8 protein-coding genes (1 of these 8 only partly in view) are annotated in these 23,286 nt (G+C 72.3%); 2 read left to right on the top strand and 6 right to left on the bottom strand.

The window, feature by feature from the left end; all coding sequences use genetic code 11:
- The first annotated feature begins 65 nt into the window (after positions 1-65).
- A complete protein-coding gene (locus BJ969_RS10765) occupies positions 66-1,130 on the top strand; it encodes a hypothetical protein (RefSeq protein WP_184478805.1) in 1,065 nt (354 codons plus the stop codon).
- Positions 1,131-1,350: 220 nt separating this feature from the next.
- Positions 1,351-2,217: a hypothetical protein gene (locus tag BJ969_RS10760; RefSeq protein WP_184478804.1), complete on the top strand. Its 867-nt coding sequence runs from the start codon at positions 1,351-1,353 to the stop codon at positions 2,215-2,217.
- 124 nt (positions 2,218-2,341) lie between these two features.
- Here the strand turns inward: BJ969_RS10760 and BJ969_RS10755 are convergent, their stop codons facing one another.
- The 6 genes from BJ969_RS10755 to BJ969_RS10730 all read right to left on the bottom strand — a co-directional run.
- Positions 2,342-3,553, bottom strand: coding sequence for a cytochrome P450 (locus tag BJ969_RS10755; protein ID WP_184478803.1), 1,212 nt, complete (start codon positions 3,551-3,553; stop codon positions 2,342-2,344).
- 341 nt (positions 3,554-3,894) lie between these two features.
- Positions 3,895-4,716 carry a methyltransferase domain-containing protein gene (locus BJ969_RS10750; protein WP_184478802.1) on the bottom strand — a complete coding sequence of 274 codons (822 nt, stop codon included), beginning with the start codon at positions 4,714-4,716 and terminating at the stop codon, positions 3,895-3,897.
- A 272-nt stretch (positions 4,717-4,988) separates the two neighbouring features.
- Positions 4,989-6,005 carry an NADP-dependent oxidoreductase gene (locus BJ969_RS10745; protein WP_184478801.1) on the bottom strand — a complete coding sequence of 339 codons (1,017 nt, stop codon included), beginning with the start codon at positions 6,003-6,005 and terminating at the stop codon, positions 4,989-4,991.
- A 36-nt stretch (positions 6,006-6,041) separates the two neighbouring features.
- The gene (fabD, locus tag BJ969_RS10740) at positions 6,042-8,468 is read right to left on the bottom strand and encodes an ACP S-malonyltransferase (RefSeq protein ID WP_184478800.1); all 2,427 of its coding nucleotides are present in this window, start codon (positions 8,466-8,468) and stop codon (positions 6,042-6,044) included.
- A gap of 1 nt (position 8,469) precedes the next feature.
- Positions 8,470-14,361: an SDR family NAD(P)-dependent oxidoreductase gene (locus BJ969_RS10735; protein ID WP_184478799.1), complete on the bottom strand. Its 5,892-nt coding sequence runs from the start codon at positions 14,359-14,361 to the stop codon at positions 8,470-8,472.
- Positions 14,358-23,286 carry the 3' end of an SDR family NAD(P)-dependent oxidoreductase gene (locus BJ969_RS10730; RefSeq protein ID WP_184478798.1) on the bottom strand. Its footprint extends 15,095 nt past the window's final position, so the window shows 8,929 of its 24,024 coding nt (coding positions 15,096-24,024); its start codon lies off the right edge, out of view; the stop codon is at positions 14,358-14,360. Before BJ969_RS10730 ends, BJ969_RS10735 begins: the two co-directional genes overlap by 4 nt.

The raw sequence follows: 23,286 nt of genomic DNA, 5'->3' as shown, positions 1-23,286 counted from the left end.
ACAACCGCGAGCGCACTGATCACGTCGACCGGCTGACCCGTTGAACGAGCTGGGAGCCACAGCAGATGAGACGAACAGCAGCGATCTTGATCGCGACCACCGGCCTCCTCGCGGGTTCGGTCGGGCAGGCCGCGGCGGTCGGCAGCTGGACGGAGGAACCGGTGCCGACGACGGCCGAGAGCGCCACGTTGACCGCCGCGGGCAGCGCCCAGGGCGAATCCTGGGCCTTCGGCTACGACGGCGCGAACCCCAAGTTCCAGACCAGCGCGGTGTACCGGAAGGACGAGCAGGGCTGGCAGGCGGTGCCGCTCGACGACATCGGGCCGCTGACGGACGGCGCGGTCCTCGCACCGGGCGATGCCTGGACGATCGGAACGTCGCCCGGCACCGGGTCCGGCAGCTCGGCGCACTGGAACGGCCAGGAGTGGACTCCGATCGAGCTCGATCCCCTGCCCGGCAAGTACGTGCGGCCGCTGGCGCTGAAGGCGTTCGCCCCGGACGACGTGTGGACGGTCGGCCACGCCTATTCCACGCGCGGCTTGGCGCAGCACTGGGACGGCGCGAAGTGGACCGACGTCCCGGTCCCGGTGCTGGAGAGCGGCGGCTACTCCCTGGTGGACGTGGACGGCGCGGCGACGAACGACCTGTGGTCGGTCGGCAGCGTCCCGTCGACCTCGCGCGGCGTCGCCTTGCACTGGGACGGCGCGGCGTGGACCGAGGTGCCCGCCCCGGACTTCGATCCGAACCCCGAGGTTCCGGAGGCGCTCACCAACGTGCTCGCCCTCGCGGCGGACGACGTGTGGGTCGGCGGCCACACCGGCGAGTCGCAGCACCAGATCCCGTACACCGCGCACTGGGACGGCACCGGCTGGGAGGTGTTCGAGCTCCCCGAATCGGGCCACGTCACCGACCTGATCCAGGTCGGCGACGAGGTACAGCTCTTCGCGATCGGCCCGAACCTCGAACCGATCTGGTACGCGTGGACCGACGGCGAGTGGCTGGGCCGGCTCGCACCGCCGATGGTCCGCGTCGAAGGCGCGGCCGTGCAGGACGACGGTGCCGTGCTCGGCGTCGGCTACACCGGCTCCGGCGACGCGCTGAATCCGTACACCGCGACCTACCACGAGTGACACCCGCCCGTTCCGGTCCAGCGTTCCGCCCGGAACGCTGGACCGGTGGTGCGTCTCGAACCGACCTCCCCGCGTACTTCCCGCACACCGCAGTGGAGCGATCGCCGGTTCTCGCGCCCTCTTGCGCGAATTCGTCCACAAAGGATTCTGTTCGAATTAGGCTGAAGAACAAGAGATCCAACTTTCACACGGATCACCGCGTTGACCTTATGATGAACCCATGTCATCGTCGGTATCAGTTCCCGAAAAGACGCTTGAACATTGGGCGAGCCAGTACGTCACCTACCGGTACGCGTCCAAAGCAGCACTGTGGTGGCCCACCACCGGCGAAGATCTCGAACTGGGATGGTTACCCCCGAAACCGGGAAAAAGCGTACGGCTGGAACTGAAGACGACGACGCTCAGCCCATCGGGCTCGCACGCCGTGAAGATCGATATTCGCCAACTCTGGAAGTATCAGCAGCTTCCACAAGGGCATCAGCCCTTCTACGTTTTCCCTTGCCCCTTCTGGGAAGGTGAACTGCACAAGGCAGCCTCCGCCGCACATCGCAAGGTCACCGAGCTGGGATTCTCCCGCAGCGGTCGCCGGTGGTGGTTCGCCGAGTGGATGGTGGTACTCACCGCCGCCCAGGTGGCCAACGTGTTCCGGCCGGAGCTTCGTGATTACGCTCGAACCCGCCGCGACGCAACCCGCACGCTCGTCAGCTTCGCGCCGAACGACCCCACGCCACGGTGGCATGTCGCGGCGACCCCGAAACCGAATCCCGTACCGTGGCGGAAGTTCTGGACGGTGCTGGAACGGTGCGGATACCGAGACTGGCCACAGCTGATCAGAGTTCCGCAGAAATACTTCACATCGAAGCACGAGCTCTTCTCGTACGGCTACGTGCTGGAGATGATGCAAGCCGCCGCAGAAGCGGGCGACTACGGGCAGCTCGTCACGTTGGCTCCCAGTGAGAACGCCTTCCACGTGGTCCCGAGTTTCACAACGGGTCTCGCCGATGACGCAGAGGAGATCACCCGGGTGTCCGAGAACCGGCCGCTCGGAGTGCACTTGGACATCACCGCATTGAGCTGGGACACCTGATGGCATGCACACAACAGAGGCACGAACAGGACACCCGCAGAACCGACAACGGAGAAGCGCTGCACTGGTGCCACCGCGCTCCCCGGCCCACCGTCGCCTATGACGATGGGCCGGGGGCACCGGCCTACCAGGTCACGGGCAGGGCGTGGAGGCCGAAGATGGCGGCGTCGTTCTTCAGCGGGATCTCGTCGAGGGACGACGCCGGGCGCAGGTCGGGGACCTTGCGGAACAGGGTCTCGTAGACGATCTCCAGTTCCATCCGGGCGAGGTTCTGGCCGAGGCACTGGTGCGGGCCGTAGCCGAAGGCGACGTGCTGGCGGGCGCCGCGTTCGACGTCGATCTCCTCGGGGTTGTCGAACGCCGCCGGGTCGCGGTTGGCGGCGCCGCCGAGGGCGAACACGCCCTCCCCCGCCTTGATCGGCTGGCCGCCGATCTCCAAGTCCTCCTTGGCGATCCGCACGGTGATCAGGTCGGTGATGCTGAAGTAGCGCAGCAGTTCGTCGACCACGTCGAGGGTGCTGCTCGTGTCGCCGACGATCCGGTCGCGCAGCTGCGAATTCTGCATCAGCGCCAGCGATCCCAGCGAGATCATGTTGCCGGTGGTGTCGTGCCCGGCGGTGAGCAGCAGGAACGCCAGGTCGACCAGTTCGGCGTGGTCGTAGGAGCGTTCCTCGGGGGATTTGGCGGCCTGACGGCTGAGCAGGTCGTCGCCGGGTTCCTTCTCCTTGCTCGTCACCAGTTCGTCCAAGTAGGACTGCAGGTCGAAGAACGCCTGTTGGCGGGCCAGCGGCGGTTCGGTGGTGTTGAGCATCGTCGAGGTGCGGTCCTCGAAGAACTCGTGGTCGTCGTAGGAGACCCCGAGCAGTTCGCAGATCACCAGCGACGGCACCGGGAACGACAGCGCCTTGACCAGGTCGGCCGGTTTCGGGCCCGCCAGCATCGCGTCGACGGCCTCGTCGACGATCTGCTGGATGCGGGGGCGCAGCGCCTCGGTCTTGCGCACCGTGAACTCGCCGACGACGGCGCGGCGGGCACGGGTGTGCACCGGCGGGTCCATGCCCGCCAGCGACAGCGTGGAGTCGTTGTCGCTCTTGGCTAGCTCGACCATGTGCGGGAAGTCCGGGTCACCGCGGTCGGAGCTCAGCCGGGGGTCGATGAGCGCTTTGCGGACGTCCTCGTAGCGGGTGACGATCCACGCGTGCCGCCCGGTGGGCAGCAGCACCCGCCGCACCGGCGCGTTCTCCCGCAGGTCCGGGTATTGCTCGGGCAACCGGTACGGGCACTTGCGCGGCGGCGGGAAGGACAGTGCGGTGTCTTCTTCGACGAGTTCGGCCACGAAAATCGTTCCTGTTCAGTACGAGGCGCGGCAGCGCCGGGGCGGGATCGGGTGTGCGGAAGGAAACCGGCGAAGTCGATCCCGCCGTGAGAAGACCGCCGCAGCGCGTGCGCGAGATCTGTCGGTCGTGCAGGCGGTCGGGGCGAGCGAAGCGAAACCCGCCCTGCGGCCGTGCCTGGATGCGCGAAGCGCACAGCCCACGTCACCGGGCCGACAACCGGCGGGTGCTCAGCGGATTCCCCGCGAGGACGGCATTTTCCCCTCGTGGCTGAGCCACTCGGGGTAAAGATCCCGCGGCGAGGAATCCGCTGAGGTTCCGCTACCCGACCATCACAGCGACCTCACCGAGGCTTTTCCGCCGTCAGCAGGACGGAGCCGAACTCGTCGACGTCCACCATGTCGGCGGGGCTGAACTTCTTGTCGGATTCTTCCTCGAAGACCGGGTCGAGCTGGTCGTTGGCCTGGCTCATCTGCTGGAACGTGGGGCGCACGCTCTGCTCGGTGATGTCGAAGAACTCGGCGATGCGCAGGCCGGCGCGGCGCAGCATCGGCAGGTAGTCGTCGCCGTCGGCCAGCGTCATGATGAAGTCCCGCAGGCAGCGGTCGACGTGCTCCTGCTTGTCGGCGGGAATCGGGCCGCGGGCGAAGAAGTCGGTCAGCGTGAGGCGCCCACCGGGCTTGAGCACCCGCTGGATCTCGCTGAGGACCTGCTCGCGGTCGGGCATGTGGAAGATCGACTCGATGGCGATGACGGCGTCGAAGGACGCGTCGGGGAACGGCAGGTTCATCGCGTCGCCGTGCTGGAACTCCACCTGGCCCGCCAGGCCCTCGGCTTCGGCGAGCTCGGTGGCGCGGGTGATCTGGTCGCGGCTGATGGCGATGCCGGTGACGTGCGCGCCGGTGCGTCGGGCGATGCGGCCGGCGGGCTGGCCGAGGCCGCAGCCCACGTCGAGCACCTTGTGCCCGGCCTCCAGGCGCAACCGGTCGGTCATCATGTCGGTGAGGCGGTCGGCGGCCTCCACGAGCGGCACCTCGGTGTTGTCGAGGTCCCAGAATCCGAGGTGCAGGCTGCCGCCGGTGCCTTCGGTGTCGAGGGCGGTGAGGCGGTCGTAGAGCAGACCGACCTCTTCGGGAACGGACAGGGTGGCGTTCTGGGCGGACATGGGGGCCTTCCTTCTGTTCGCTGCTTGACGGGGATGTCGGCGAGCACCGGCCTGGCCGGTATCGCGGGATCGCGCGGCGCCGGTTTTCTGCGCGATCAGCTGGCCGCTTTCGGCGGAATCGCGGTGGATTCTCACCGAAAGGGCGAATACGGGAGTCGGGTGCGCGTGTCCCCTGCCCGCAAAGTACACGTTCGCGGTCCGGCGGTGAACACTTCCGCGAATGCGGAAACAGGCACTGGGGAAATCATTGGTCTTTGCTTTTCCGCGTCGGCTCAGTCGGCGATCTTGATGAGGGTTTTCCCGGTGTTCGCGCCGCTCAGCATGTCCAGGAAGGCCCGCGGGGCCTGCTCGACGCCCTTGACCACGGTCTCCCGGCAGGACACTTCGCCGCGGGCGAGCCAGCCGCCCATCTCGGTGAGGAACCGGTCCTTCACGTTCTCGTAGTGGCCCACCAGGAATCCGCGCATCGTGATTCCTTTGCCGATGGCCTGCATCAGGTTCCGCGGGCCTATCACCTCGCCCTTTTCGTTGTACTGGGAAATCGCTCCGCACAGCGCGAAGCGGGCGCCCATCTTCGCCAGCAGCAAAGCCGCGTCCAGGTGGTCGCCGCCCACGTTGTCGAAGTAGACGTCGAAGCCTTCCGGCGACGCCTTCACCAGTTGCTGCCAGATCGGGCCGTCGCGGTAGTTGAACGCGCGGTCGAAACCGAGCTCCTCGGTCAGGTAGCGGACCTTCTCCGGACTGCCCGCCGAACCGATCACCTTCGACGCGCCGCGCAACCGGGCGATCTGGCCGACCAGCGAGCCGACGGTGCCCGCCGCGCCGGAGACGAACACGACGTCGCCCGGCCGGAACTCCGCTGCTTCCAGCAGTCCGGCGTAGGCGGCGTGACCGGGCATGCCCAGCGCGCCGAGGTAGGCGGCCGGCGGCGCCACCCCGGTGTCGATCTTGGTGGCGCCGGCGGCGCCGACGACGGAGAACTCGCGCCAGCCGAGGCCGTGCAGCACCACGTCACCGGCGGCGAGCTGCGGCGAGCGCGACTCGACGACCTCGCCGACCGCGCCGCCTTCGAGGGGTTTGCCGATCTGGAACGGCGGCACGTAGGTGCGCACGTTGTTCATCCGACCGCGCATGTACGGGTCGACGCTCATCACCAGGTTGCGCACCAGCACCTGGCCGGGTCCGACGGCGGGCACTTCGGCTCGCACGACGGCGAAGTTCTCCGGCGTCGGCCACCCGTCGGGCCGGGCGGCCAGCCGGACTTCGGTGCCCGTGGTCGGGACGGTCATCACGATCTCCTCGGAAGCGTTGGTGCGGCGCGGCTTTCAACCGGCGGCGGCGGGTTCGCGGGCGGGGGCGGCGAGCGGTTCGAGGCCGAGCGTGCGCTGCCAGGTCCGGACCGCGGCGCCGATGGCCTCGACGGCGCCGTCGAGCAGCAGCAGCCCGATCTCGTCGACGTGGCGGTTGCGCCACGACTCCAGCTCGGTGCCGCGCACCCACTCGTTGAACGCGCCCAGCGCGGGGCCGGTGTGCACCTGGCGGTTGACCTTGTCCTGCTCGTCGCCGGTCATGGCCAGGCGCGTGCTGTAGTGGAAGTACCAGCGGAACAGCTGCGCCAGCTTCAGCTTCGGTTCCGCTTCGAGACGGACGATCTGCTCCGCGCGGCCGCGCGAGCGCAGGTAGGCGCACACCTCGTCCCACACCTGCTCGGCGCTGCGGTGGAAGTAGGTGCGTTCCAGCAGCGCGCGGGTCTTCGCCGGGATCTCCTCCCAGCCGTCGTAGTGCGAGTACAGCGCGAACAGCTTGTTCGCGCGGGTGGGGAAGAAGACGCCCTTGCGCAGCACCTGCACCTGGGAGCCCATTTCGAACATGTCGCCCGCCGGGGCGTAGCCGGTGTCGTCGACGCCGATGCCCTGCAGGTCGTCCTTGACGGTGCCGCTCATCGCCGACTCCGCGGTGCACTGGTTCACCGAGCCGGTGACCACGTAGTCGGCGCCGAGCACGAACGCCGCGGCCACCGCCGACGGGGTGCCGATGCCACCGGCGAGGCCCACGCAGATCGGTTCGGCGTAGCCGTGGCGCCGCGCGGCGCGCTGCCGGAGTTCGAGCATGGCGGGCATCAGGACCGAGGCGATGCCGCCGTCGGTGTGCCCGCCGGAGTCGGCCTCCACGGTGAGGTCGTGGCTCATCGGCACCTGCGCGGCCAGCCGGACCTGCTCGTCGGTGAGGGCGCCTTCCGCGCGCAGCTTCGCCAGAATCCGCGGCGGTGGCGGAGCCAGGAACTCCTCGGCGATCTCCGGCCGGGACACCTTCGCGACGATGCGGTGGTCGCACACCGGATTCCCGTCCGGTCCGCGCCGCAGTCCGCTGGCGCGGAACAGCACCAGCGCCGGGGTCATCCGGATGAACGCCGACGCCTCGACGATGCGCACGCCGAGCCGCAGCAGCAGCTCCACCACGTCGCGTTCGGCCGCCGGATCGTCGTGGTCGGCCAGCAGGTTCACGCCGTAGGCCTGCCCGTCGGGCAGGCCGCGCTGGATCTCCCGCACGCCGCGTTCGACCTCGGCGTGCGGGAGCCCGCCGGTGCCGAGGACGCCGAGCATCCCGGCACGGCCGAACCGCACGACCATCTCGGGGGAGGCGATGCCGCGGTAGAGGCCACCGCCCGCGTAGGCGTAGCGCAGGCCGAGCCGGTCGCGGAACACCTGGCTTCCCAAGGAGTTCGCCGGAGTCGCGGCGACCGGGCCCGGCGGTGCGCCCGACACCGCCGGAGCGGGTGCGGCCGGAACGGTCGGGAGCGCGGGCGGCGACACCACCGGCGCGGGTGGCACGACGGACGCGCGCGGCGCGACGACCGGATTCGGTGCGGCGACACGATCCGGCGTCCCCTCGACCGCCGCCGGTGCCGGGCGCGGTGCCGAGCGGATCTGCTCGACGAGCTTGCCCACCACCTTCCCGCCGAGCTCGACGAACTCCGCCACGCCCGCGTCGAGCAGGTGGTGCACGCTCTCCGTCCAGCGCACCGGCCGCACGATCTGCTCGGCGAGCACCCGCGCCGTCTCCCCCGCCCGGTACGGCGCGGCGGTGGCGTTCGCGATCACCGGGACGCGCGGGTCGCCGAGCCGGAATTCGCCGAGGTAGCAGGCGAATTCATCCTTGGCCTCCAGCATCAGCGGCGAGTGGAAGGCGCCCGAGACGTTGAGCCGGGCGCACCGGATCTCGCGGGATTCCAGGTGCGGCACCAGTTCCGCGATGGTGTCGACCTCGCCGGAGACGACCTGCTGGGCGGGCGCGTTGTCGTTGGCCACGGCCAGCGACCCGAACCCGCCCTCGTCCAGCAATCCGCGCAGCCGCGCCGGATCGAGCCCGAGCACCGCGACCATGCCACCGCCGCGGGCCTGCGACATCAGCTCGCCGCGCCGCTGGACCAGGCGCAACCCGGTGGCGAAGTCGAAGGCGCCCGCCGCGTGCAGCGCGCAGTACTCGCCGAGGCTGTGCCCGGCGAACCGGTCCGGTTCGGCGGCGCCGTCCTCGCGCCACTTGCGGTAGGCGAGGGTCCCGACGACGTACAGCGCGGGCTGGGTGTAGCGGGTGTCGCCGAGCCGCTTGTCCGGATCCTCCAGGCACAGCTGCCGGATCGAGTAGCCGAGCACCTCGGAGGCTTCCCGCTCCGCCTGCGGGTAGGTGTCGAACAGCTCCCGTCCCATGCCGCGCCGCTGGGCGCCCTGGCCGGGGAAGATCACCGCGCGCATGTCAGCGACCACCTTCGGTCTCGGGCGCGTAGAGCCGGTCGACCAGGCGCATCAGCTTCTCCAGCGACGCCGGGGCCGTCATCACCTCGGAGTGCATCGCGGTGTCGACGTCGATGGTGAAGAAGTCGTCGATGTGCTCCGGCCAGCCCTGCCAGTAACCGCTGCCGTCGACCTCGGGCAGCTCCGGGTTCGGGAACAGCACCATGAACTCGCGGAACGCGCCGAAGAACTCGCCGCTGGCGTTGCGCAGGTAGTAGCAGCGCAACCCGTCCGGCTTCGGCAGCGGGCGCAGCTCGTAGCGCTCCAGCTGGGTGGCCTCCAGGTAGCGCGACAGCTGCCGCACCCGCGAACGCAGCTGCGCCTCGGTCTTCTTGATGCCCCGCTCCAACGCCGCCTCGATCAGCGAGTCCAGGAACGCCGGGCCGTCGAGGGTGGTGTCGACCTCCTCGCGGGTCAGGATCGGCGTGTTGCCGCCGTGCGACTCGAAGCTGTTGTTGCCGAGGATCAGGTTCACCGCGCGGTAGTCGCTGACCTTCGAGACCACCTCGGGGCTGAAGTCGCCGCCGACGATGATGTCGTTGGCCTTGTTCGTCGCCGCCGCGTCGAGCGTGTCGAGCATGACCAGCGTGTTCACCTCCGCGCCGCGCAGCTGCAGCTGCCGCACGACCTCGTAGGCGAACAGGCCGCCGAGGGAGAACCCGCCGATGTCGTAGGGGCCTTCGGGTTGCACGGCGAGGATCAGCGACGCGTAGAACTCGGCCATCGCGACCTGCCCGGTGAGGATCTCGGTGTCGTCGATCCACCCCTTGGGCTGGATGCCGTAGAACGGCCGCGCGGTGCGTGCCGCGACGGGCGCGTAGGACTCGACGCCGCCGTTGCCGTGGTGCACCCAGAACACCGGGCGGCCCTCGGTGACGCCGTTCATCCTGACCAGTTCGGGGAACTCGTTCGCCGAGACCGGTTCGCGGCGCGGTTCCGGGATCACCACCGGTTCCGGGACGGCCGCGACGGGTTCGCGGGGCGCGGGCGCGGATTCCGGCGCGGAGGCACCGGCGATCGCGGCGGCGATCTCCTGGAGGGTGTCGCAGTCGGCGATCACGTCGAGCGTGAGGTTCGCGTCGACGTGCGTCTGCGCCTGGGTGAGGAACTGCATCATGAAGATCGAGTCGAAGCCGTAGTCGATCAGCGGCGCGTCGTGCGGCAGCTCCGCCGGGTCGATCTCCAGCAGCGAGGCCATCAGGTCCGCGACGACCGGCAGCACGTCGCTCGCCGCCGGTGCGGCGGCGACCGGTGCGGGAGCCGCCGGTGCGGGAGCGACCGGTGCCGGAGCGGCTGGTGCCTGAGCGACCGGTGCGGGCGCGGAGACCGCGGGCAGCACCGGTTCCGGCTCGGCGACCGGGGCGGGCACGAACTGCTCGCGCATCCGCGCGTGGTCCCCGTCGAGCGCGATGACCTGCGGCAGCCGGGCCGCCCACGCCCGGTGCAGCGCGTCGATGCCGACGTCCGCGCGCATCGGGCGCATGCCCACGGATTCGAGCAGGTCCACCGTGGAGGCGGCGCCGCCCATGCCGCCCTTGTCCCACAGCGGCCAGTTCACCACCAGCGTCCGGCCGGACCGTTCCCCGCGCGCCACCAGGGCTTCGCGGTGCGCGGCGTAGCCGTCCATGAAGGCGTTCCCGGCGGCGTAGTCGGCTTGGCCGACGTTGCCGAACGCGGCCATCGAGGAGAACCCGATGAAGCACTCCAGCGCCGAGTGCGCGCTGGCCTCGTCGAGGTGGCGCAGCCCGGTGACCTTCGCGGCGAACACGTCGCGGACGTCGGCCGCGCTCTTGCGGGCGAGGAAGCCGTCGCGCAGCACGCCGGCGGCGTGCACGATGCCGTGCAGCGCGCCGTGCCGGGCCTCGACCTCGCGCACCGCCTGGAACACCGCGTCCCGGTCGGCGACGTCGAGCGCGCGGTAGTCGGCCTTGGCCCCGGCCGCGCGCAGCCGCAGCAGCAGCTCTTCCTGCTCCGGTCCGGCGGGGCTGCGCCCGCACAGCACCAGCGCGGGCGACTGGACGCGCCGGGCGATCTCCTCGGCGACCAGCGCGCCGAGGCCACCGGCACCGCCGGTGAGCAGGTAGACACCGGCGTCGCGCCACGGCAGTTCCGGCGCGGGCGCGGGGATCTCGCGCCAGCGCGAGACCTGCCGCGCGCCGCCGGCGTGGCGCACCACTTCCTGTTCGGAGTCGGCGGCGTCGCGGCGCAGCCGGTCGGCGAGCGCCACGGCCGAGGGCGCGTCGTCGATCTCGATCCACTGGGTCAGCAGCTTCGGGTGTTCCAGCCGCGCGGTGCGCAGCATGCCGCTGAGCCCGCCCAGCCACGGCGAGCCCGCGGGCGTGACGACCTGGACGAGGCGCGGCGCGGGCTGGCGCGCTTGATCGCGCACCAGCTCCAGGAGGCGTTCGGCGTAACCGGTGTAGCGGTCCTCGACCTCGCCGGTGCCGTGCCAGTGCTCACCGCCGCCGCCGAGCAGTCCGCCGAGTTCCCCGGCGTCGATCGCGGGCAGTTCGCAGAGCACCACGTGGTGGTTGACCTGCTCGGCGGCCGCTTCGGGCGCCGCGGCGCGGCTCCAGGCCGGTTCGATCAGCAGCGCGGGCGCCTCCGGCGCGGTGACCTCCGGGGCCGTGGCGCGCCGCTTCCGGGCGCGGGTGCTGAAGCCCAGGATGCGCACGCACACCGCGCCGGTGTCGTCGCACAGGTCGACGTCGAGCCGCCGCACCCCGGAGTCGCGGCGGTCGTCGGCGGCGCGGCGGACCAGCGCGAAGCCCTGGCTCGGGGTCGGCGCCAGCACCTGCACCTCGCGGACCGCGAACGGCAGCGCCGCCTCGGAGAGGTCGCCGCCCTGCTCGCCGAGGACCAGGCCGAGCGTGGTCTGCAGCGCCGCGTCGAGCATGCTCGGGTTCAGCGCGAAGGAACCGGCGGCCGACGCGGGCAGCCGCAGCCGGGACACCGCGATGTCGTCGCCGTGGTGCAGTTCCTCGATCGCCTGGAACGCAGGCCCGTAGCCCATGCCGATGCGGGCGAACAGCTCGTAGATCTCGGCGCCGTCGTGGCGGGCCGAGCAGATCGCCCGCAGCGCCTCGATGTCGTGCACTTCGGTGTCGGCGGTCAGGTCGGGATCGACGTGCGCGGTGCCGCTGGCGTGCACGACGCGGGTGCCGGATTCCTCGACGTAGGCCCGGAACGCGTGCGCGGCGTCCACCTCGACGTGCAGCGCTGCGGTGTCGGCGATCGCCAGCGGGCGCAGCCACGTCACGTCGCGCAGCCGCACGCCCGTGGTGGTGGCGAGGGCTTCGCGGACGAATTCGAGGTAGGCGGCGCCGGGCAGGGTGGGCGCGTCCTGCACGCGGTGGTCGCGCAGGAAGAAGTCCTGCCCGTTGAGCTCGCGCACGTGCGGCGCGCGGGGCCGCACCTGCGCGGCGGTGCCGTCGGCGATCCAGTAGCGCTGCAACCGGAACGGGTAGGTCGGCAGCGGCAGCCGCCGCATCGGCCGGTCCGCGTACAGGCGCCGCCAGTCGAAGTCGAACCCGGTGACCCACAGCTTCAGCAACCGGCCGAGCTTGCCCTTGGCGATCCAGTTGTCGATGGCCACGGCGATGTCGTCGTCGCCGACCAGCTCGCCCCACGGGCCTTGCCGTTCGGCGCGGGCCTGGTGCAGGCCGTGGGTCTTGGTGCCGTCGAGGTGGGCGGTGAGCCGCTGGCGCACCTCGGCCAGCGAGTGCGCGAGGAACGCGAGGCGTTCCGGCAGCGCCGCCCGGCCCACCTGGAGGGTGTAGGCGAGGTTCGGCAGGTCGGTCTCGGCGAGCGCGCCGGAGTCGATGCGCTCCACGAGCTGGCGGGCGCGGGCCTGCAAGGTCTCCGGTCCGGCGGCGGAGAGCACCACCGCGACCGGCCCGGCGGCGGGCGCCGGGGTTTCGGCGCGCGGCACGTACTCCTCCAGCACGACGTGCGCGTTGACACCGCCGAAGCCGAACGAGCTCACCCCGGCGCGGCGCGGCAACTCGCGACCGTCGGCGTCGCGCGGTGCCACCCACTCCTGGCTCTCCCGCACCAGGCGGAACGGGCTGCCTTCGAGGTCGATGAACGGGTTGACCTGCTCGGAGTGCAGGCTGCGCGCCAACGTCCGGTGCCGCAGCTGCAGCAGCACCTTGAGCACGCCCGCCACGCCCGCGGCGAGCTCCAGGTGGCCGATGTTCGTCTTCACCGAGCCGATGCCGACGTGGGCGTCGGTGACCGGCGCACCGGCGTAGAGCTCCGCGAACGCGTCCTTGAGCCCGTTGATCTCGATGGGGTCGCCGAGCTTGGTGCCGGTGCCGTGCGCCTCGATGTAGCCGACGGTGCGCGGGTCGATGCCGGCCTTGGCGTAGGCGCGGCGGATCACCGCGGCCTGCGCCTTCGGGTTCGGCGCGGTCAGCGAGTTGGCCCGGCCGCCGTGGTTCTCCGCGGTGGAGCGCACCAGCCCGTGCACGTGGTCGCCGTCGCGTTCGGCGGCCGACAGGGGCTTGAGCACCAGCATCCCGACGCCCTCGCCGCGGCTGTAGCCGTCGGCGTCGGCGGCGAACGTCTTGCAGCGCCCGTCCGCGCTGAGCATCCCGGAGCGGCTGAAGCTGACGTGCCCGTCCGGCACGACGATGGTGTTGATGCCGCCGACGACGGCCATGTCGGCCTCGCCGCGCTCGATCGCCGCCACGCCCCGGTGGATCGCCACCAGCGAGCTGGAGCACGCCGTCTCCACCGGCTCGCTCGGGCCGTGCACGTCGAGGAAGTAGCTCATCCGGTTCGGGCCGACGGAGGGGACGCTGCCCGTGGGGGTGACGCTCCGGCCGCGGGCGGCGCTGCGGTCGGAGAGCAGGCCGTAGCCGGTGTCGTTGGTGCCGACGAACAGCCCGAGGTCCGACCCGGCGAGGTCGTCGGCGGAGTACCCGGCGTCTTCGAGGGCCTTCCACACGTACAGCATCAGCAGCCGCTGCTGCGGGTCCATGTGCACCGCGTCCTTCGGAGCGATGCCGAAGAACAGCGGGTCGAAGTCGGCGACGCCGTCCATGAAGCCGCCGTGCTTGACGTTGGTGCGGCCCGGTTCGGCGAGCGGGTCGCCGTAGTACTCGCGCCAGTCCCAGCGGTCGGCGGGGACCTCGCCGATGCAGTCGCGGCCGTCGCGGAGGTTGGCCCAGTACTCGTCGAGGTCGTCGGCCATCGGGAACTTCCCGCTGATGCCGACGATGGCGATCGGGTCGTCGTTCGGAGCGGGTGCGGGTGCGGCCGGAACCGGGGTGGGAGCGGCGGGCTGGGCGGCCACGGGCTCAGCGCGCGGAACCGGTTGCGCCGCAACGGGATTCACCGGCTCCGCCGCAGCGGCGGGCGCCACGCCGAACGCGGTCGCGAGCTCCGGTGCGTGCTCGGCGGCGACGAAGGCGCTGAACGCGCGCAGCGTCGGGTGCTCGAACAGCACCGTCGGCACCAGGTCCAGGCCGAGGGACTCGTTCACCATGTTCACCAGCTGGCTGATGATCAGCGAGTCGAGGCCGTACTCGGACAGCTCCACGTCGACGTCGAGGTCCGTGGGGTCCACCTTCAGCAGCCCGCAGACCTTCTCCACCACGACCTCGCACACCCGCTCCGCGAGGTCGTCGGCGTCCGGTCCGCCCGAAGCCGAGGCGGGCTGAGCCGAGGTGGGCTGAGCCGAGGCGGGCTGAGCCGCGGCGGGCTGAGCCGCGGCGGGCTGAACATCGGCGGGCTGGGGCCGCTCGCCCCGCTTCCAGGCGCGGAGCAAGCGGAGCGCCTCGTCCTGCCCGACCCGGCCTTCGCTGATCAGCCGGTGCAGGTCGTCCAGGGATTCGATCGGGGTGCTCATGCGAGGCTCCTCTTGAACTCGTCGGCGCTCAGGGAACGCCTGCCGATGGCTTCGATCAGGTCCAGCAGGTGGGCGTCGTCGTCGGAGTCCGCCGCGTCCGCCGGTTCCTGCTGGGCGGCGCCGCCGACCCTGCGCACGCTGAATCCCCGCAGCCGCACGCAGATCTCGCCGTCGTCGTCGCACACGTCGAGGTCGATGCGGCGGACCTCACCGCCGTGGTCGTCCTCGGCGAACCGGGCCACGACCCAGCCGGTGTCCGGCGTGGCCCGCAGCACCTCCAGCTCCCGCAGCGCGTAGGGCAGCGCGGCACCGGCGGCGTCGCCCTGGTCCAGGAACAGTCCGGCCGTGGCCTGCAGCGCGCAGTCGAGCATGCTCGGGTTGAGCACGAACGCCTCGTCGCGGGCGGCGGCGGGCAGCTCCAGCCGCGCCACCGCCTGCCGCGATCCGGCGTGCAGGGTCGTGATGGCGCGCAGCGCGGGCCCGTAGTCCATGCCGAACCCGGCGTAGCGCTCGTAGCAGGCCGCGGCGTCGAGCACCGTCCCGTCGCAAGCCGCGCGTTCGGCGGCCAGGTCGAGCCGATGCGCCGGGGCCACCTCGCGGCGGCGGAGCTGACCGCGGGCGAACACGGTGCGCTCCCCCGCCTCGTTCGCGGCGTACACCTCGTAGTCCGCGCCGTCGTCGGCGCGGGCCGCCAGCGCCACGTGCACGTCGGTGCCGTCCCGGACGGTCAGCGGTCGCAGCCAGGACGCCAGCCGCACCGACCAGGTCCGCTCGTCACCACCGGCGGCCCGGACGACGGCGGCTCGGGCCATCTCCAGGTGCGCCACGGCGGGCAGCACCGGAGTCGCGGCCTCCCCGCCACCGGCGGTGTCGGTGCCGGGCCGCCAGCCGGAGACCACCGACATCACCTGGTCGCGCACGCGGTGGTCGTCGAGGAAGAACTCGCGGCCGGTGAAGTGCGAGGTGTAGCGGTGCTCGGCGAGCTCCGAGGTGTTGGCGTGCACCAGCGGGTGCAGCGGGGCCGGTGCCCCGCCGTTGGCCGGACGGGTGGTGTCGACCCAGTAGCGCCGCAGCCGGAACGGGTAGGTCGGCAGCGGGAGCCGCCGCGGGCGGTGCCCGGTGTGCAGCCGCTCCCAGTCGACCTCGGCGCCCCGCACCCACAGTTCCACCAGCCGCGCCAGGTCGGTACCGGTGAGCTGATCGAAGCCGGTGCGCGCGGCCAGGTCCGCCGGGACCTCCGGAGGCTCGGCACCGCGCTCCACTCGTCCACTGTGGACGATGACGTGGTTTTCGCCGCGCAGCCACGATTCCAGTCCGTCGCGCAGTTCCCGCAAGGTCCGCGCCGACACGGCGACGCGCTCCCGCATCGGGGTGCGGCCGGTCTGCGAGGTGCGGGCGATCGCGGCCAGGTCCGCGTCGGTGAACTCGCCGCCGCGCAACGCCGCCAGCCAGTCGGCGGCGAGCTCGCGCAGCACCTCCGGGTGGCTCGCGGAGAGCACCACCGGCACCGGCGCGGTCACCGGGCGCTCCCGCACGGGCTCCGGCACGTACTCCTCCAGGACCACGTGCGTGTTGACGCCGCCGAACCCGAACGAGCTCACCCCGGCGCGGCGCGGCAGCTCCCGGCCGTCCGCGTCGCGCTGGGCGACCCAGTCCTGGCTCTCCCGGACCAGGTAGAACGGGCTGCCCTCCAGGTCGACGTAGGGGTTGATCGCGTCGAACCGCACGCCCTGCACCAAGGTCCGGTTCCGCAGCTGCAGCAGCACCTTGATCACCCCGGCGGCGCCGGCGGCGAGTTCGAGGTGCCCGATGTTGGTCTTCACCGAGCCGACTCCGCAGTGCGCCTCGGTCACCTCGGCGCCCGCGTCCGCGTACAGCTCGCGGAACGCGGCCTTGAGCCCGTTGATCTCCACCGGGTCGCCGAGCTTGGTGCCGGTGCCGTGGGCCTCCACGTAGCCGACGGTGCGCGGGTCGACGCCCGCCTTGGTGTAGGCCTCGCGCAGCAGCGCGGCCTGCGCCTTCGGGTTCGGCGCGGTCAGCGAGTTGCCGCGCCCGCCGTGGTTCTCGGCGGTGGCGCGGATCAGGCCGTAGATGTGGTCGCCGTCGCGCTCGGCGGCGGAAAGCCGCTTGAGCACCAGGAACCCGACGCCCTCACCGCGGGCGTAGCCGTCGGCGTCGGCGCCGAACGTCTTGCACTTGCCCTCCGGGCTGAGCATCCCCGCCTTGGAGATGCTGATGTGCCCGTCAACGCTGACCATCGTGTTCACGCCCCCGGCGATCGCCAGGTCCGATTGGCCGCCGTGCAGGGCCTGGATCGCCCGGTGCATCGCGACCAGCGCGCTGGAGCAGGCGGTGTCGACCGGTTCGCTCGGCCCGTTGAGGTCGAGGAAGTAGCTCATCCGGTTCGGCCCCATCGACGGGGCGGCGCCGGTGATGTCGTAGCCCTCGATCATCGGCTGGTAGCGGGTGACCAGCGTGCTGTAGCCGGTGCTGGTGGTCCCCGCGATCAGCGCGGTGTTGGTGCCCGCGACGTCCTGTGCCGAGTAGCCCGCGTCCTCCAGCGCCTTCCACACGTGCAGCATCAGGAGCCGCTGCTGCGGGTCCATCAGCTCGGCCTCCTTCGGCGAGAGGTCGAAGAAGAACGGGTCGAAGTCGCCGACGCCGCTCATGAAGCCGCCTGCGGTGACGTTGGTGCTGTTCGGGTCCTTGATCGGGTCGCCGTAGTGCTCCCGCCAGTCCCAGCGGTCCGCGGGGACCTCCTGGGTGCAGTCGCGGCCGGCGCGCAGGTTCTCCCAGTACTGGGCGATGTCGTCGGCCATCGGGAAGCGCCCGCTCATGCCGATCACGGCGATCGGCTCGTTCACGGGGCGCTCGGGGTCGGCGGGCCGGGCCGGTGCGGCGGGGGCCGGTGCGGTGGGAGCCGATTCCTGTTCGGCTGGAGCCGCTTCCGGTTCGACGGCGACCGCGTCGGCGTGCTCGGTCAGCAGGTGGTCGGCGACCTCGCCCAGCGTCGGGTACTCGAAGAACAGCGTCGGCGCGAGCGAGAGCCCGTACTCGGCGTTGAGCTCGTTGGCGAACCCGGTCAGCGACAGCGAGTCGAAGCCGAAGCGGGTGAGCTCGGCGGTCGCGGTGATCCGCTTCGCGGGCACGTCCAGCAGCACCGCCACCCGCTGGATCAGCTTCTTGATCAGCGCCTTGCGCCGGTCCTCCGGCTCCGCGGGACGCGCGGCGGGTTCCGTGGTCGGCAGCCCGAATTCGGCGGGGTGGTCATCGAGGAGGTGATCCACGACCTCTCCCAGGGTTGGATGTTCGATGAGCGACTTCGGGGCGATGGCGATGCCGTGCTCGGCTTCGACCTTCCCGGCGAGCGCGGTCAGCGACACCCGGTCGAAGCCGTAGTCGCCGAGCTCCACGGCCGGGTCGATCTCCTCGGCCCGCACGCCCAGCACGTCGGCGGTGTGGGCGGTGAGCCGGTCGAGCACGACCGCGCGGACCGCCGCCCGGTCGGGTGCGGTTCCGGAAATCGACTCCGTCACAGGGGATTCGCCGGTGGCGCGGGATTCCGCCGAGGCCGGGGCTTCGGCCGGGGCGGCGAGCAGCGTGGCGCCGATGCGGGCGCGGTCGCCGTAGACGGCGAGCACGTGCGGCTCGCCGCTGCCGCAGGCGCGGTGCAGCGCTTCGACGCCGTGCTCCGGCCGCATCGCGACCATGCCGGTCTCGCCGCGCATCCGGTCGGCGGTGGCGGCGTCGACGTGCATGCCGCCGCCGTCCCACAGCGGCCAGCCGACCACGAGGGTCCGTCCGCGCCGCTGCCCGCGGGCGACCAGGTCGTGGCGGTGCGCGGCGTAGGCGTCCAGGAAGGCGTTGGCCGCCGCGTAGTCGCCCTGCCCGGTGTTGCCGAACGCGGACAACGAGGAGAACCCGATGAAGCAGTCCAGGTCCAGGTCCGCGGTCGCCTCGTCGAGGTGCGCGAACCCGGCCGCCTTCGCGGCCAGCACCTCGCGGACCTCGGCGTCGTCCTTCTGCGCCAGGTAGCCGTCCCGCAGCACCCCGGCGAGGTGCAGCACGCCGTGCAGTCCGCCGTGCTCGGCGACGACCTCGCGCACGTGGAGCTCGACCGCCGCGCGGTCGGTGACGTCGAGCGCGCGGTAGCTCGCCCGAGCCCCCGCGTCGACGAGCTCGTCCAGCAGGGCGCGCTGCGCGGGGCCTTCCGGCGAGCTCCCGGCGAGCACCAGGTGCGCGCCGGGAGCTCGGGCCGCGATCTCGCGGGCGAACACCGCGCCGAGACCGCCCGCGCCACCGGTGATCAGGTAGGTACCGCCCGCCCGCCACGGCGGGGTTTCCGGCGCACCCGAGAGTTCGGTCCACTGCGGCACTGCGCGGTTCCCGCCGGTGCGGCGGACCACCACCGCGTCCGTGCGGGCCTCGGCCCGCAGGTGCGCGGCCAGCTCGGTGGGGCTGATCGTCGCGTCCACCTCGACGAGCTGGGCCGCGAGCTTCGGGTGCTCCAGGCGAGCGGTGCGCAGCAGGCCCGCCAGCGCGGCCGAGATCCCGTGCGCGGGCACCGCCACCTGCAGCAGCACCCGGCCTTCGCGGGTCGCGCGGATCGCGGGGCGCAGTCGCGCCAGCACCGCCTCGACCTGCCGGGCGAAACCTTCCGCGAGGTCGGCGTCCTGCGGCAGCGCCGTGCACGGCACCTGCAGCTCGTCCTGGATCGCGCGCGGGTCGACGCCGGGCACGGCCAGCAGAACCTCGTGCCGCGCGGGCGCTTCCGCGACGTCCGCGGGTGCGGCGGCACGCCAGCCGGTGGTCATCAGCACCAGCTCGGAACCGTCCTGTCCGGATGCTTCCGGTTCGGCGGCGAGCAGCCGGGCGGTGAAGCCGAGCAGCCGCACGCACACCGCGCCCTGCTCGTCGCAGAGATCGACGTCCATCCGCCGCACCGCACCGCCGCGGTCGTGCGCGGCGGGCCGCACCACGGCCCACCCGGCGGCGGGGCTCGGCGCGAGCACCCGCACCTCTTCGAGCACGAACGGCAGCGCCGCCGCGACCTCGGCGGAGCCGGACAACGACAGCCCGAGGGTGGCCTGCACGGCGGCGTCGAGCATCGCCGGGTTCAGCGTCCAGCCCGCCGTGCCGGCCGCCTCCGGCAGCCGCAGCCGGGCCACGGCCAGCCCGTCGCCCACGTGCAGCTCCCGCACCCCGCGGAAGGCGGGGCCGTAGCCGATGCCCATCCGGTCGAAGTGCGCGTAGAACTCCTCGTGCGACACCCGGCGAGCGCAGCGCTCGCGCAGGGCCTCGACGTCCAGCGGTGCGGCCGACTCGGCCGCGCACCGTTCGACGCGTCCTTGGCCGTGCGCTCCGGCGGGCGTGGTGATCTCGAAGCCGAAGCCGTCTCCCTGCTCGTGCAGGGCGATCTCGGCGGTGACCGGTCCGGTGACCTCCAACGGCCGGGACCAGACGACGTTGCGCAGCCGGGTCTCCACCGGTTCGACGCCGTCCGCTCGCGCCGCCGCGCAGGCCAGTTCCAGGTACGCCACGCCGGGCAGCACCGGCACCGTCCGCACCCGGTGGTCGTCGAGGAAGAACTCGCGCCCCGTCAGCTCCACCGCGTAGCCGCCGTCGACCTCGCGCCCGGCCAGCGGGGACCCCGCCGGAGCCTGCTCGCGGGAACCGACCCAGTACCGCTCCCCCGCGAACGGGTAGGGCGGCAGCGAGGTGATCCGGAACCCGCCGTCGGCGAACAGCGGCGCGAAGCGGATGTCCGCGCCCCGCGCGAAGGCATCGGCCAGTTCCCGCAGCGCCGCCGGGTCGTCGCCAGCAGTCAGCAACCGCTGGATCCGGCTCAGCTCGGCCGGGTCCTGACGGCGGTGGCCGTCGGCGGCGGTGCCGGTGACGACCCGCTCGGCGCGGCCGTCGCGCAGCCAGGTCCGCAGCGCGGTGATCAGCTCGCCCCGGTCGGCGACGACGGCCGCCCAGCGGTGGGCGCAGTGCCTGCGCCCGGTCGCCGCCGTGTAGGACACCTGGCCCACGTCGAGGTCCTCGTGCGCCTCGGCGTGCGCGAGCAGCCGCCGCACCTGCTCCCGGCGCACGTCCTCGTCCTGCCCGGACAGCACCACGAGCCACCCGGCGCGGTCGGCGTGCCCGCCGGAGGCGGCCGGGGCCTGCTCGATGACGGCGTGCACGTTGGTGCCCGCCGCGCCGAACGAGCTCACCGCCGCGCGGCGCGGGCCGCTCGCCGGAGCGGGCCACGGGCGCAGCTCGGTGTTCACGTGGAACGGGCTGCCGTCGAGGGAGATCTCCGGGTTGAGCTCCTGGAAGTGCAGCGTCGGCGGCAGCTGCTCGTGCTCCAGCGCCAGCAGCACCTTGAGCACCCCGGCCACGCCCGCCGCGAACTGGGTGTGGCCCACGTTCGTCTTGATCGAGCCGAGCGCGGTGCCCCCGGCCGGCGCGTCACCGAAAGCGCCGCGCAGCGCGGAGAACTCGATCGGATCGCCCAGCGGGGTGCCGGTGCCGTGCGCCTCGACGAGCTGCACGCTCGCCGGGTCCACCCCGGTGCGCTCGTACACGCCGCGCAGCAGCCGCTCCTGCGATCCGGCGCTGGGCGCGGTGAGCCCGTTGGTGGTGCCGTCCTGGTTCACCCCGGAACCGCGGATCACGCCGTACACGTGGTCGCCGTCGGCGAGCGCGTCGGACAGCCGCTTGAGCACGATCACCCCGGCTCCCTCACCGGGCACGAAGCCGTCGGCGCGGGAGTCGAAGGTGTGGCAGCGGCCCCGGGTGGAGAGCATGTTCGCCCGCACCGCGGACCGGTAGAAGATCGGCGTGGACTGGATGAACACGCCACCGGCCAGCGCCATCGACGTGGCGCCCTGGCGGAGGTCCTGGCAGGCCTGGTGGATGGCGACCAGCGAGCTGGAGCACGCCGTGTCCACCGAGATCGCCGGGCCTTGCAGGTCCAGGAAGTACGAGATCCGCGAGGCGATGACCGAGGAGATGTTGCCCCACAAGGTCTGCGGGGGCGCGTCCTCGCCGATGAGCTGCTGGTAGTCGCTGGGCGGCCCGCCGACGTAGACGCCGCAGCCGCTGCCGTCGAGGCGTTCCCCGGCGTAGCCGGCGTCCTCCAGGGCGTGCCAGCACTCCTCCAGGAAGATGCGCTGCTGCGGGTCGGTGTAGGTGGCCTCCTTGCCGGACATCCGGAAGAACCAGGCGTCGAAGCGGTCGATGTCCTCGACGAAGCTGCCCTGCTGGCGCGGCACGTCCGCGCCGAGCTCGGCGCGCAGGTCCCAGCGCGTGACGTCGCCGACGAGGTCGTCACCGGCAGCGAGGTGGCTCCACAGCGCCTCGGCGTCCGGGGACTGCGCGAACCGCGCGGCCAGGCCCACCACGGCGATGCCCTCGTCGGGCAGGTGGGCTCCGCCGGAGGAGGCGCCGTGCGGCGATTCGCCGGGGGCGCCGTGTCCGTTCGCCGAGGCGTGGCCATTCGCCGATCCGTGGCCATTCGCCGATCCGTGGCCGTTCGCCGAGCCGTGGCCGTTCGCACCGTTCGCGACCTGCGATCCGTTCCCGTTCGCGAGCGACCCGTTCGCGGCGGCTCCGTTGGCACCGCTGGACTTCTGCGCGCCGGTGACGTCGAAGCCCGTCGCGGGCAGCGCCTCCAGCGGCGCTTCCGCCAGGGCCTGCTCCGCCGCGCCGCCGAGCGTGCCGGACGTGCGGAGTTCGGCGCCGTAGCGCGCCAGCAGGTGCTCGACGAGCCGCTCCAGCGAGCTGTGCTCGAACAGCGCCGTGCTCGCCAGGTCCACGCCGAGCGCCTCGTTCACCGCCCGCACCAGCTTCACGCTGAGGATGGAGTCGACGCCGAAATCGGAGAACGACGCCTGCGGGTCGATCTCGTCGGGTTCCATCATGAGCACGCGGGACAGCTCGCCCAGCACGCGCTCGCCGACGAGGTAGCGCACCGCCGTGTCGTCCAGCGCCGCCGGGACCGGGGCCTCCGGCGCCACCGGGACCTCCGCGCGGGGTTGCGCGGAACCGCGCGCGGGCAGCTCCGAGGTGACCCAGTAGCTCTTGCGCTGGAAGGGGTACGTCGGCAGCGGGGTCCGCCGCACGTCGAGTCCGGTGAACAGGCCCGCCAGGTCCGCGGGCGTGCCCTCCAGGTACCTGGTGCGGGCGAGTTCGTGCGCGTCGCCGCGGTCGCCCTCGACGACGCCGCCCGCGAGCCAGGTCTCCAGCTGCCGCAGCAGCGAATCCCGTCTCGCCGCGACGAACGCGGCCCGCTGCGCGTAGTGGTCCCGCCCGAGCGCGAGGGTGCGGGCGACGTCGCCGAGCACCGCGTCCGGGGTGCGGCGCAGGTGCGCCAGCAGGTCCTCGGCGCGCTGCCGCAGCACGTCCTGCTTCGGCGCGGAGAGCACGAACAGGTGGGTGCCACCGGTGTTGCCGCGCGCGGGAACCGGGGCGTCGCCGACGACGAGGTGCCCGTTGGTGCCGCTGAACCCGAAGCCGCTGAGCCCCGCCGCGCGTCCACCGCGCGCGTTCGGTTCCCACGGTCGCAACGCGGTGTTCACGTGCAGCGGACCGCCGTCGAGCCGGATCGCCGGGTTCTGCTCCCGGTAGTGCAGCGAGGCCGGGATCTGGCCGTGCCGCAGCGCGAGCACCAGCTTGAGCAGCCCGGCGACGCCCGCCGCCGAGGTGGTGTGCCCGAGGTTCGTCTTGATGGACCCGAGCGCGATCGGCCCCGGCGCACCGGAGAACGCCGCGCTCAACGCCTGGCATTCGAGCGGGTCGCCGAGCTGGGTGCCGGTGCCGTGCGCCTCGATGACGCCGATCTCCGCCGGGTCGATGCCGAAGTCGGCGTGCACCTGGCGGATCAGCCGCTCCTGGGACAGCGCGCTGGGCGCGGTGATGCCGTTGGTGGCGCCGTCCTGG

This window comes from Saccharopolyspora gloriosae, assembly GCF_014203325.1.
Lineage (GTDB): Bacteria > Actinomycetota > Actinomycetes > Mycobacteriales > Pseudonocardiaceae > Saccharopolyspora_C > Saccharopolyspora_C gloriosae.
Note: the sequence above shows the minus strand (reverse complement) of the source record. Positions and strands in the feature narration are given on the sequence as shown.

Coding starts and splice junctions, on each gene's coding strand:
- BJ969_RS10765 (WP_184478805.1), top strand. CDS start 66: ATGAGACGAACAGCAGCGATCTTGATCGCGACCACCGGCCTCCTCGCG.
- BJ969_RS10745 (WP_184478801.1), bottom strand. CDS start 6,005: ATGACCGTCCCGACCACGGGCACCGAAGTCCGGCTGGCCGCCCGGCCC.
- BJ969_RS10750 (WP_184478802.1), bottom strand. CDS start 4,716: ATGTCCGCCCAGAACGCCACCCTGTCCGTTCCCGAAGAGGTCGGTCTG.
- fabD (WP_184478800.1), bottom strand. CDS start 8,468: ATGCGCGCGGTGATCTTCCCCGGCCAGGGCGCCCAGCGGCGCGGCATG.
- BJ969_RS10760 (WP_184478804.1), top strand. CDS start 1,351: ATGTCATCGTCGGTATCAGTTCCCGAAAAGACGCTTGAACATTGGGCG.
- BJ969_RS10735 (WP_184478799.1), bottom strand. CDS start 14,361: ATGAGCACCCCGATCGAATCCCTGGACGACCTGCACCGGCTGATCAGC.